Source organism: Acidovorax sp. CCYZU-2555 (genome assembly GCF_018413525.1).
Classification (GTDB): Bacteria; Pseudomonadota; Gammaproteobacteria; order Burkholderiales; family Burkholderiaceae_C; genus Comamonas.
Window position 1 is genome coordinate 59,846 of record NZ_JAHCDD010000024.1, and the last position, 10,501, is coordinate 70,346.

Annotated in this window: 9 protein-coding genes and 1 pseudogene; 2 read left to right on the forward strand and 8 right to left on the reverse strand. The window is 66.9% G+C overall.

The genetic code is table 11. The annotated features are described in order from the left end of the window. Positions 1–19 precede the first annotated feature (19 nt). From KHY18_RS10720 to hemC, 8 genes are all read right to left on the reverse strand, one after another. On the reverse strand, positions 20–646 hold the full coding sequence (locus tag KHY18_RS10720; protein ID WP_213299178.1) for a VOC family protein: 627 nt from the start codon (positions 644–646) through the stop codon (positions 20–22). 149 nt (positions 647–795) lie between these two features. Next, entirely contained in the window at positions 796–1,371 is a 576-nt protein-coding gene (locus KHY18_RS10725) for a YceI family protein (RefSeq protein WP_213299181.1), read from the reverse strand. A gap of 213 nt (positions 1,372–1,584) precedes the next feature. Further along, positions 1,585–2,154, reverse strand: coding sequence for a YceI family protein (locus KHY18_RS10730; RefSeq protein WP_213299184.1), 570 nt, complete (start codon positions 2,152–2,154; stop codon positions 1,585–1,587). Between the two features lie 63 nt (positions 2,155–2,217). Then, complete coding sequence (locus KHY18_RS10735; RefSeq protein WP_213299187.1) at positions 2,218–2,793, reverse strand: cytochrome b; 576 nt, start codon at positions 2,791–2,793, stop codon at positions 2,218–2,220. 243 nt (positions 2,794–3,036) lie between these two features. After that, complete coding sequence (locus KHY18_RS10740; RefSeq protein WP_213299190.1) at positions 3,037–4,314, reverse strand: heme biosynthesis HemY N-terminal domain-containing protein; 1,278 nt, start codon at positions 4,312–4,314, stop codon at positions 3,037–3,039. A 21-nt stretch (positions 4,315–4,335) separates the two neighbouring features. After that, on the reverse strand, positions 4,336–5,433 hold the full coding sequence (locus KHY18_RS10745; protein ID WP_213299193.1) for a uroporphyrinogen-III C-methyltransferase: 1,098 nt from the start codon (positions 5,431–5,433) through the stop codon (positions 4,336–4,338). Continuing rightward, complete coding sequence (locus KHY18_RS10750; RefSeq protein ID WP_213299196.1) at positions 5,430–6,218, reverse strand: uroporphyrinogen-III synthase; 789 nt, start codon at positions 6,216–6,218, stop codon at positions 5,430–5,432. Before KHY18_RS10750 ends, KHY18_RS10745 begins: the two co-directional genes overlap by 4 nt. Before the next feature lie 17 nt (positions 6,219–6,235). Further along, the gene (gene hemC, locus KHY18_RS10755) at positions 6,236–7,183 is read right to left on the reverse strand and encodes a hydroxymethylbilane synthase (protein WP_213299199.1); all 948 of its coding nucleotides are present in this window, start codon (positions 7,181–7,183) and stop codon (positions 6,236–6,238) included. Between the two features lie 82 nt (positions 7,184–7,265). Here hemC and ppc point away from each other — a divergent pair. Next, positions 7,266–10,102, forward strand: a pseudogene (gene ppc, locus KHY18_RS10760) (phosphoenolpyruvate carboxylase). Positions 10,103–10,156: 54 nt separating this feature from the next. Then, on the forward strand, positions 10,157–10,501 hold a 345-nt coding region (locus tag KHY18_RS10765), incomplete at its 3' end, for an FUSC family membrane protein (RefSeq protein WP_349630273.1).

Below are 10,501 nucleotides of genomic sequence, written 5' to 3' on the forward strand. Positions count from 1 at the left end.
AATATCCGTCGCAAAGCCCTCAGGCCTGGGTCTTTTCGGGCACGAATTCAGGGCGATCGTTGCCTTGCGGCTTGAGCGTTTCGCCGGTCTTGCCGGCCGCGCGCTCGCTGCGCCACTGCTTCTTGCGCTCGGTCCATTCGGCCAGGCGCGCATGGGCCGTGGTGCTTTCCTTGGCCATCTGTACTGCATCGGCGAGCTGGGCCGATAGCTCCAGGCGAATGCCGTTGGGGTCGAAGAAGTAAATGCTCTTGAAGATGTGGTGGTCGGTCACGCCCAGCACTTCGACGCCATGGGCTTGCAGCCGCACCTTGGCGTTCTCGAGTTCCTCGACGGTGTTGACGCGAAACGCGATGTGGTTGACCCAGGCCGGCGTATTGGGCGAAGGCTCAGCCGCGAGGTCGTCGCCCAGGTCGAAGAAGGCGATGAACGAGCCGTCCTGCAGGCGGAAGAAGAAGTGTGTGTAGGGGCAGTATTCGCCGGTGCTGGGAACGTAGTCGCTCTGGATGATGTGATAGAGCGGCAGGCCCAGGATGTCTTCGTAGAAGTGGCGCGTTTCCTCGGCATCACGCGCCTTGTAGGCGAAGTGGTGCAGCTGCTGGATGGGCGCGGCGGGCGGCAGTGCAGACAGGGGGGAGAGGGCGGCCATGGAAGTCTCCTGGAAAAGTGAGTTTCTCTATTTTAAATCAATTCACCTAAACGTAATTTTTTTATTGAAGCGTTTTGGCACGGGCACAAAAAAGGCCGGTACCTCTTGCGAAGTACCGGCCTTTGGCTGCCCGCAAGGGCGAGCGCGGATTACTGCTTGACGGCTTCGATCTGCAGAACCAGGCGCACTTGCTTGGCCGCGCCGAAGTTCACGCCGTAGTCCAGGCCGAAGGCCGTGCGGTCGATCGTGGCTTCGAAGTCGCCGCCGCAGACTTCACGCTTTTGCAGCATGGGGCTGGGGTAGCAGTTGAACTTGTTGGCCTTGAAAGTCACGGGCTGGGTCTTGTCGAGCAGCGTCAGCTGGCCGGTGACTTCCTTGACCTTGTCGCCGTCGAACACGAACTTGTCCGAAACGAACTTGGCGGTGGGGAACTTGGCGACATTGAAGATGTCGGCGCTTTGCAGGTGCTTGTCGAAGCCGGGCGTACCCGAGTTCACCGACGTCATGTCGAGCGTCACTTCCACCTTGCCGGTCTTGCCGGCGCGGTCGAACTCGACCGTGCCTTGCTTCTTGTCGAAGCGTGCGCGGTTGGTGGTCGCACCCATGTGGTCGATCTCGAACGTCGCGAAAGTGTGGGTCGGGTCGATGGCGTAGGTCGCGGGTGCGGCCTGGGCAACGGAAGCGAACAGGCCGGCGGCGGCGAGAGCGAAAAGCGTGGTGCGCATGTAAAAACTCCTGAGTGGAAAAAACCAATGAAAAAACCGTGTGGTAAAGGGCCTCGCCGGGACGAAGTCAGTTGCCAAATGGTGCCGATAACTCACGAAACTGGCGTGTCCCAGCAAGGGGACACCGAGCAAGGGCCGCCCCGCAGCGATGGTGTCGTCCCCCTCCACCGAAGGTTGAGAGGGGGAAGCGACGTAAGTCGCTCAGGGGGTGCTTCAAATTTTTCCGACGCCGGTCAGCGCGAGCTTGAACTGGACCTGGACGTCATCGGCAACCATCGAGGTGTCGGTCCATTCGCCTTCACCGATCTTGAACGCCAGGCGCTTGATCGGCAGCGTGCCCGCGGCAATGGTCGTGGCGCCGTTTTGCGTCAGCGTCACGGGCATGCTCACGTTCTGCGACTGGCCCTTGATGCTCAGCTTGCCGTCGACCTGGTACTTGCCGCCGCCCAATGCCTTGACGGCCGTGGACTCGAAGCGTGCCTGGGGAAACGCGGGCACGTTGAACCAGGTGGCCTTGGGCATCTCGGCGTCGGTTTCCTTGGAGCCCATGGTGGCGCTGCCGGTGTTGACGGTGAACTGGATCTTGCTGGCTTCGGGCTTGGCGGTGTCGAACTGCACATTGGCGTCGAACTGCTTGAACTGGCCTTGCAGCGGCACGCCCATCTGCTTGATGGTGAAGCCCACCGAGCTTTGGGCAGGCACGAGCTTTTGCTGGGCAAACGCGGCGGGGGCCAGCACGCTGCTGGCCAGGACGAGGGAGGAAACCAGGGTACGCAAGGTCATGAAAAAACTCCGGATATTCAAGAAAATCAAGGCAGAAAGTGGGCGCAGGTGCGGGCGTTGGGTTCAGCCGCGGCGCTCGGGCAGCATGCGCAGCAGCAGGCCGTCGCGATCGATGAGCTGGTGCTTTAGCGCGGCGGCGATGTGCAGCACGATCAGGCCGGCTAGCGCATAGGCGCTCCACTGGTGCAATGGCTTGATGGTTTCGGCCAGCGAGCTGCTCACGGGCACCCAGTCGGGCAGCGGCACCAGGCCCAGAAAGACGATGGGAAAGCCCGCGGCCGAGCTATAGGCCCAGCCCAGCAGCGGCACCAGGAAGAACAGCGCATACAGCGCGTGGTGGGTGCCGTGGTGGGCCTTGTGTTGCCAGGCGGGCATCTTGGCTGCCATGGCTGCGGGCAGCGCGGGCGGCTTGTTCGCCAGGCGCCAGCCCAGGCGCAGCAGGCTCAAGGCCAGGATGGAAACTCCCAGCCACTTGTGCCAGTTGTACAGCTTCAGGCGCTGGGGTGAGAACGACAGGCTGACCATGTACAGGCCAATGCCGATGGCGGCGATCAAGGCCAGTGCCAGAAACCAATGCAGCAGCTTGGCAGTGGCGGTATAGCGGGCGGGAGCGTGGGTTGTTATTGATTTTGAAGACATGGCTGGGAATTGGCGGGCTGTCCGTCACATGCCGGTTGGCATGTTTTTCCCAGTATAGGAAGCGTTGGAATGAAAAGAGTTCAGTGAGATTGATGGTTGAGTTCAAAAAAGATGAAGTCAAGCCGTTCAGGACGCGCCTGGAGCGCTGCAAGAGGGCGCGAAACCCCTCAGGGCCGGGCTTGTCCAAGCCCGCCCTCTACGAGATAAGTACCCGTTGATCGTTCAACAGGCTCAGGCCAGAAATCAAATCCCCAGCGCTGCCTGCTTCCACGCCGCGGCCGCGGCTTCGCTGTCGTTGCGGTGCTCGGCCATGCGCGCGAGTTGCTGCCAGGCGTGCACGCGCAGCGGCCCGGGGCCCAGTTGCGGTGCGCACTGGGTCAGTTGCTGCTGGGCCTTGCCCCACAGCTGGCGCTGCACGCAGGCCATGCCCGCCAGGTATTGCAGGCGGGGCTCGCGCGGGTTGTTGCGGCTCGCGCTTTCGATGCGCGCCAGCCACTGGCTGTCGATGCCGTCGAGGCAGTCTTGCAGCGCGAGCACCAGGGTCTGCATCTGGCTGTCGCTCAACACGTCCATGCGCGCGGTCGCGTAGTCCCACACCGGCAGCAGCCAGGCACGTGCCTGCGACAGGTCGCCGCCCAGGCGCACCAGCTGGCGCGCCGCGGGAACGGCGATTTCGGGCATGGCGCGCTCGTCGGGATCCAGGTCCAGCCAGAGTTGCTGTAGGCGACCGGTGTCGCGCGTGTCGTGAATCAGTTCGAGCACCAGTCCGCGCACGATGCTCGCCGAGGCCGCGGGTGAGAACGCACGGTGCTTGGCCAGCACGCGCGCGGTCTCGAGCGCGTTTTCGGTGTGGCGTGCGAGGCGCGCGGCCTTGAGCTTGATGCGCAGCGCGAGCGTGCGCCGGCTTGCGCCCTGGGGCAGGGCGGCCAGGCGTTCGAGCGCCAGCAGCGCGTCGCGGTCGTCGAGCGCCCAGCGCGCGGCGCGCATCTGCGCGCCTTCGCGGGTTTCCTGTTCGACGGCCGTGCCGTCGTGCGGCGCGCATTCGAGCACTTGGGCCAGATGGATTTCACGCTGCGGGGTGTCCTGCAGTGCGTGCGAACCTTCGGCCGCGACCATGTGCGCCGTGGCGCGCAGCTGGCGGCCATGGGGCACGTCGGCCAGTGCCGTGGAAAGCGATTCTTCGAGCGCCAGCGCCGACAGCGCAGACTTGCGCGCGCGCAGGAAGCGTCCGGCCTGCAGATGCGACAGCGCGTCGAGCAGCGCATGGTGCATGGCGCGTTCCTTTTGCTGCTCGCGCCAGCGCCGCGCCTGGCGCGGCAGCTGGGTGAGCACCGACAGCCCGCGCAGCGCCGCATGGCACAGCACGAAGGAAGCGACCAGCAGCAGCAACACCATGTTGAGCGACAGATCGATGCGATAGGGCGGCCAGAACAGGGTGACCGTGCCCTGGTTGTTGCCCACGAACAAGGCCACCGCGACAGCGATGCCAAACAGGCCGATGAACCAAAGTGCAGCGCGCATGAATATTCCTCGTCGTGCGGATCAGCGCCCGGCGGCGGCTGTGGTCAGCGCGGCCAGGGTTTCGTCCAGGGAGGGTTGCTCGTTGCTCTTCAGGTGCAACTGGATCTGCTCCAGCAGCGCCTGGGCGTTGCGCGTGCGGCGCGACGCCGGGTCGAAATACTTGCCCATGGACATGCTGGCCGCGACCAGGTCGTTGCGCGCGGCGTCGTACTGGCGTGCGAGCACGCCCAGGCGCGCGTTGAGCAGCGTCAGCTTGAGGTTTTCGCGCAGGAAAAAGCCCTGGTCGGGCGACAGCAGCACGGCTTCGGGCTGGTCGATGCGGCTCACGCGCACCAGATCGTAGATTTCTTCGCGCACCACGTTCCAGCCGCGCGTGCCCCAGTCCTGCCACCAGGCCCAATCGCTGGGCGACAGCGCCGGATCCTGGGCTTGGGCGGGAGCGGGTGCATGCGTGCCGCCGCGCACCGCGCTGGGCTTGGCGACCGCATTCGTCAGCGGCAGGTCGTCGACGCCGCGCGACAGGTCGTCGAGCCGCGCGAGCAGGCCCGCGGTGTCGGTCACGGCCAGGCGCGAAATGGTTTCGAGGTCGCGCTCGATGGCGCGCTGCACGGGCGTGAGCCGCGGCTGGGCCGCGCGCTCTATGCGCTGGCCGGCGCTGCGCAAGGTGGCGACCAGCGGCTCAAGGCTGCCGGTCAGCTGGGCTTGCTGCTGCGCCATGCGGATCGCGGTGTCGATGTCGACGATCAGCGTGTCGTCGCGCGTGCGCGACAGGCTTTGCACCAGCTCTTCGAGCTGGCTGCGCTGCAGCGTGACTTCGCCCACGCGCGCTTCCATCACGGAAATGCGGGCCGCGCTGTCGCGCGCCAAATCTTGCGCGTCGCGCGCCATGGTGCGCGCTTCGATCGCCTGGGTGCCGGAATCGGCGCTCTGGCGCGCGAGCTGTTCCTGGATGCTGCTCATGCGCTGCCACAGCATGCCGCTGCCGACCAGCGCGACCACGGCGACCGTGCCCAGCAGGTACAGGGCCAGTTGCGAGCCGGAGCGCGCTGTGGGGGCGGCAAGGCCCTGGGCCGCATGCGGTACAGGGGCAGACTGATCGTGGACGGCTTCGGTACTCATGGTGCTGATTCTATCGACGCCGCCACGTCATTTAGAGAAGGGCGGCATTCCTGTACAAGGCCAAAGCCCGCTTGCCGCGCGGCGGCGGCTATGCGCGGGTGGGTGGCGAGCGCGCGCGCCTGGCGCCAGTCGGTGCCGGGCAGGGCCTGTTGTAAATTGGCCACCGCTTCGGAGCTGCTGAACAGCCACAGCGTGCCGTCGTGCGCGGCGGCGCGTGCCAGGGCCTGGGTCTGCGGCGTGAATTGCGGCGCACGGCGCTGGTAGACGGCAATGAAGTCGAGCGTGGCGCCGGCCTGGCGCAGCTGGTCGGCCAGCCATTCGCGGCCCTGGCCGTTGGCTGCGGGCGCCGCGCCCTGGCTGCCGCGCACGATCAGCACGCGGTCGCCGGGCTGGATCTGCGCGCGCACTTCGGGCCACAGTGCTTCTGAGTCGAATTGCGCGGCGTCCAGCGGCGGGCCGTCGATCTGCTGCGCGGGCACGCCCACGGCTTGCAGCGCCCTGGCCGTGCCCGGACCGGGCGACCAGGCGCGCGCGGCCAGGCGCAGGGGCGCGGCCGTGTCGAAGAAGAACTGCACGGCATTGCCGCTGACGAACATCACGGCGCGGTAGTGGCCGGGCGTGGCGCAGTCGCGGCGCGCCTGCTCCAGCTGCGCGGCCGCGGGCGTGCAGGCGACGATGTCGATCAGCGGCAGCGCGCTGGCGTTCAGGCCGCGCGCCTGCAGCAGGTCGGCCCAATGCTGGGCATCGGGCGCGGGGCGGGTGACGAGGATGCGGGCCGGGCGCATGGGGCTGCGCGCGCGGCTCAGGTGTCGCTGCCGGGCGTGGCCATGCGCGCGCCCGCGGCGCGCAGCTGGGCCGCGACGGATTCGCCCAGCGCTTCGGCTTGCGCGTGGGTGGTGACCACGGCATGGTCGTCGATCTGCACTAGCGCGAGCTGGCCGTCGAGATCGCCCCAGGCGGCCTGCAGGTGCAGTTCGTCGCCATGCCAGATGCCGTGCGCGGCCAGCGGCATGGAGCAGCTGCCGCCCATGGCGCGGCTGACCGCGCGCTCAGCGGCCACGCCCAGCCAGGTGGCCTGATGGTTCAGCGGTGCGAGCGCGGCGATCAGGTCGGCGCGGTCGGCGCGCACTTCGATGCCGAGTGCACCCTGGCCGGCCGCGGGCAGCATGTCTTCGATCGCGAAGCAGGTGCGGATGCGCGCTTCCAGGCCCAGGCGCTTGAGGCCTGCGGCGGCGAGCACGATGCCGTCGTAATGCCCTTCGTCGAGCTTGCGCAGGCGCGTGTCGAGGTTGCCGCGCAGCGGCGTGATCTTCAGGTCGGGGCGAAGTGCCTGCAGCAGCACCTGGCGGCGCAGGCTCGAGGTGCCCACGTTCGCGCCCTGGGGCAGGTCTTCGAGCGAAGCGTAATTGGGCGAGACGAAGGCATCGCGTGGATCTTCGCGTTCCATCACGCAGGCCAGCACGAAGCCTTCGGGCAGTTCCATGGGAACGTCCTTGAGCGAATGCACGGCAATGTGCGCGCGGCCTTCCTCGATCGCGACTTCGAGTTCCTTGACGAACAGGCCCTTGCCGCCGACCTTGGACAGCGAGCGGTCGAGAATCTGGTCGCCCTTGGTGGTCATGCCCAGCAACTCCACGGCATGGCCCAGGGCCTGCAGGCGGGACTGCACATGCTCGGCCTGCCACAGGGCCAGGCGGCTTTCGCGCGTGGCGATCACAAGGGGGGAATCGGGGGAAGTAGCGGTGTTCATGGCATCGACGGCATCGGCCTCAGGGCAACGGGGAATGCTAGCATGCTGCGCTGCACTCGTTTTGGCTCAGGAAATATCCACCATGACCCACCCTTCTCGCAAGAATGACGACCTCTCCGCCGGAAAAAACGGCCGCAAGACAGACAAAGACGGGCCGCTGATCGAAGACATCCGCCTGCTGGGCCGGATTCTGGGAGACGTGATTCGCGAGCAGGACGGCGTCGCCGCCTATGAACTCGTGGAGCAGGTGCGCCAGCTGTCGGTGGCGTTTCGGCGCGACGCCGACCACGACGCCGACCGCCAGCTCAAGAAGCTGCTCAAGAGCCTGAGCGCCGACCAGACCGTGAGCGTGATCCGCGCGTTCACCTATTTCAGCCATCTGGCCAACCTCGCCGAAGACCGCCACCACATTCGCCGGCGCGCGCTGCACGAACGCGCGGGCAACACGCAGGAAGGCAGCATAGGCGTGGCGCTGGCGCGCCTGCGCTGGGCCGGCATCGCGCCCGGCACCATTGCCCAGACGCTGGCGCAAAGCTATGTCGCGCCCGTGCTCACGGCCCACCCGACCGAAGTGCAGCGCCACAGCATTCTGTCGGCCGAGCGCGACATCGCCCAGTTGCTCGCGACGCGCGACGACGTCAGCGAACGCGCCCAGCTCTACAACAGCGCGAAAGACGCGCTCACGCCGCGCGCGCTTGCCGACAACGAAGCCCAGCTGCGCGCGCGCGTCGCCCAGCTGTGGCAGACGCGGCTGCTGCGCCGTTCCAAGCTGACGGTGGCCGATGAAATCGAGAACGCGCTGACTTATTACGAAGCCACGTTCCTGCGCGAAATTCCCAAGCTCTATGCCGAGCTGGAGCAGGAACTGGGCGACCTGCCCGTGGCGAGCTTTCTGCGCATGGGCCAGTGGATAGGCGGCGACCGCGACGGCAATCCCAACGTCACGGCCGACAGCCTGCAACTGGCGCTGCGCCGCCAGGCCGAAGTCGCGCTGCGCCACTACCTGACCGAAGTGCATTACCTGGGCGGCGAGCTGTCGCTTTCGGCCCATCTGGTGCAGCTCACGCCCGAAATGCAGGCGCTGGCCGAGCGCTCGCCCGACACCAATGTGCACCGCCAGGACGAACCCTATCGCCGCGCGCTGACCGGCATCTACGCGCGCCTGGCCGCGAGCCTCAAGACGCTGACCGGCGGCGACGCCGCGCGCCATGCGGTCGCGCCGCAGAACGGCTATGCGCGCGCCGAGGAGTTTCTCGCCGATCTGCAGGTGATAGACCGCTCGCTGCGCAGCCACCATGGCGGCCCGCTGGCCGCGCAGCGCCTGCGCCCGCTGATACGCGCGGTGCAGGTGTTCGGTTTTCACCTTGCGACGGTTGATCTGCGCCAAAGCTCCGACCAGCATGAGATCGTCGTTGCCGAGTTGCTGGCCGCGGCGCGGCTGGAGCCCGATTACAGCCACCTGCAGGAGCGCGCCAAGCAGGCGCTGCTGGTGCGCCTGCTCGAAGACGCGCGCCCGCTGCGCGTGATGGGCGCGCAGTATTCGGCGCACACCGAAAGCGAACTGGCCATTTTCGAGACCGCGCGGCGCATGCGCGAGGCCTATGGCAGCGAGGCGATTCGCCACTACATCATCAGCCACACCGAAACCGTCAGCGACCTGCTGGAAGCCTTGCTGCTGCAAAAGGAAGTCGGCCTGATGCACGGCACGCTCGACAGCGACGGCCGCTCCGATCTGATCGTCGTGCCGCTGTTCGAGACGATTGAAGACCTGCGCAATGCCGCGCCCATCATGCGCGCCTACTACCAGTTGCCGGGCGTCGCGGCCCAGGTGCAGCGCTCGGGCGGCGAGCAGGACATCATGCTGGGCTACAGCGACAGCAACAAGGACGGCGGCATCTTCACCAGCAACTGGGAGCTGTACCGCGCCGAGATCGCGCTGGTCGAGTTGTTCGACGAACTCGCAGCCAGCCACGGCATACGGCTGCGCATGTTCCACGGCCGCGGCGGCACTGTGGGGCGCGGCGGCGGCCCCAGCTACCAGGCCATCCTGGCCCAGCCGCCGGGCACTGTGCGCGGCCAGATCCGCCTGACCGAGCAGGGCGAAGTCATCGCCTCCAAATATGCCAACCCCGAAATCGGCCGGCGCAACCTCGAGACGCTGGTCGCCGCCACGCTCGAAGCCACGCTGCTGCAGCCGACCAAGTCGGCGACGCCCGCGTTTCTCGCGGCCGCGGCCCAGCTGTCGCGGCCAGCATGGGCGCCTATCGTTCGCTGGTCTATGAGACCCCGGGCTTTACCGCCTATTTCTTCGGCAGCACGCCGATTCGCGAAATCGCCGAACTCAACATCGGATCGCGCCCCGCGTCGCGCAAGCCTTCTCAGAAGATCGAAGACCTGCGCGCGATTCCCTGGGGCTTCAGCTGGGGCCAGTGCCGTCTGACGCTGCCGGGCTGGTATGGCTTCGGCGCGGCGGTGGAGGATTTCCTGCAGCAGCCGGGCAAGGACGCGAAAGCGCAGATGGCGCTGCTGCAGCGCATGTACCGCCAATGGCCGTTCTTTCGCACGCTGCTGTCGAACATGGACATGGTGCTGGCCAAGAGCGACCTGGCGCTGGCCTCGCGCTACAGCGAACTGGTCAGCGACACGCGCGTGCGCCGGCGCATCTTCGAAGCCATCGAAGCCGAATGGCATCGCACGGCCGACGCGCTCACGCGCATCACCGGCGACAAGCAGCGCCTGGCGCACAACGCCGCGCTCGCGCGCTCCATCCGCCACCGCTTCCCCTACATCGATCCCTTGCATCATCTGCAGGTCGAACTGGTGCGGCGCTGGCGCGCGGGGCAGGGCGACGACCGCGTGCAGACCGGCATTCATATCTCCATCAACGGCATTGCCGCCGGGCTGCGCAACACGGGTTGAACGCCGCGGCAGGCGCGAAGCTTGCTAGCAGGTCTGGGTGAACGAAAGGACGATGTGAGAACCGGTATTTCAACAAGCGTGCAGCGCGCGCTGGCCCAGGGTGCGTGGGCGTATGGGCTGCGCATCAGCATTGCGCTGGGCACGGTCATGGTGCTGTGCTGGTGGCAGGACCGCCTGCCGCAGGTGATCGCGCTGTTCCTGGGCATCATCGTCAGCGCCCTGGCCGAGACCGATGACAGCTGGCGCGGCCGCACGCGCGCACTGGCGGCGACGCTGCTGAGCTTTGCGCTGGTCGCGTTCAGCGTCGAGGCGCTGCTGCGCCAGCCGCTGGGCTTCGTGCTGGCGCTGGTGCTGTTCACTTTCGTGTTCACGCTGCTGGGCGCGGCCGGCGAGCGCTAT